Raw genomic sequence first — 929 nt, 5'->3', positions numbered from 1 at the left:
GGTAACCCGGGTCTTAGCTTTTTTAACCGGGGCGGCGATGTGCTGACCTTTGATCCGCAAAATAAACATGACCGTACCCAGAATGCGCATCTGTTGCTGTTCGGGCCGACCGGTGCGGGGAAGTCGGCTACGCTTTGTGCGAGTTTATCGCAGCTGATGGCGGTGCACCGTCCCCGATTATTTGTGGCTGAGGCGGGCAACAGTTTTGGGTTGTTTGCCGATTACTGTCAATGTCTGGGGCTGAGTGTCAACAAAATCAGCATCAAACCGGGTTGTGGTGTCAGTCTGGCGCTGTTTGCTGATGCCCACCAATTGCTTCAAATGGCATCTTCTCAGCTGGATTTGGCGGGTGAAAAGTCGGCAGAGGAAATTGAAGACGACGGGGACGATGAGCAACGCGATATTCTGGGTGAAATGGAAATTGCGGCCCGCATGATGATCACCGGCGGGGAGAAGAAAGAGGAGGAGCGTCTGACGCGGGCGGATCGGGGCATGATCCGTGAAGCTATCATGATGGCGGCAAAAGCGAGTGCTGACGATGGCCGACAGATGATAGCGGAAGATCTGCAAAAGGCATTGTCTGTGATTGCCCGGGACAGCCGACGGGATGAACAGGGGCGATCATTGCGTACCGAACAGCGTCGTGCCCGTGCCGAAGAGATGGCGGGGGCGATGTCAATGTTCACCAGTGGTTTTGAGGGGGAATTGTTTAATCGTCCGGGAACTCCGTGGCCAGAAGCCGATGTGACGCTGATTGACCTCGGTACGTTGGCACGCGAAGGGTATGGTGCCCAGATGTCGCTGGCGATGGTGTCTCTGGTCAATACCATCAACAATATGGCGGAGCGTGACCAGTTTGAGGACCGGGAAATTAATTTTGTGGTGGATGAGGCGCATATACTGACCACTAATCCGCTGTTGTCGCCCTA

1 pseudogene is annotated in these 929 nt (G+C 54.9%); it reads left to right on the top strand.

Annotated features, from left to right (window positions below):
• Nucleotides 1-929, top strand: a pseudogene (locus tag EAE91_RS23535) (conjugative transfer ATPase); the annotation flags it as partial.

It is taken from the genome of Photorhabdus noenieputensis (assembly GCF_018448935.1).
In the GTDB taxonomy this organism is placed as follows: domain Bacteria; phylum Pseudomonadota; class Gammaproteobacteria; order Enterobacterales; family Enterobacteriaceae; genus Photorhabdus; species Photorhabdus noenieputensis.
The sequence above is the reverse complement of the archived record's forward strand: the minus strand, read 5'-3'. Positions and strand labels throughout refer to the sequence as shown.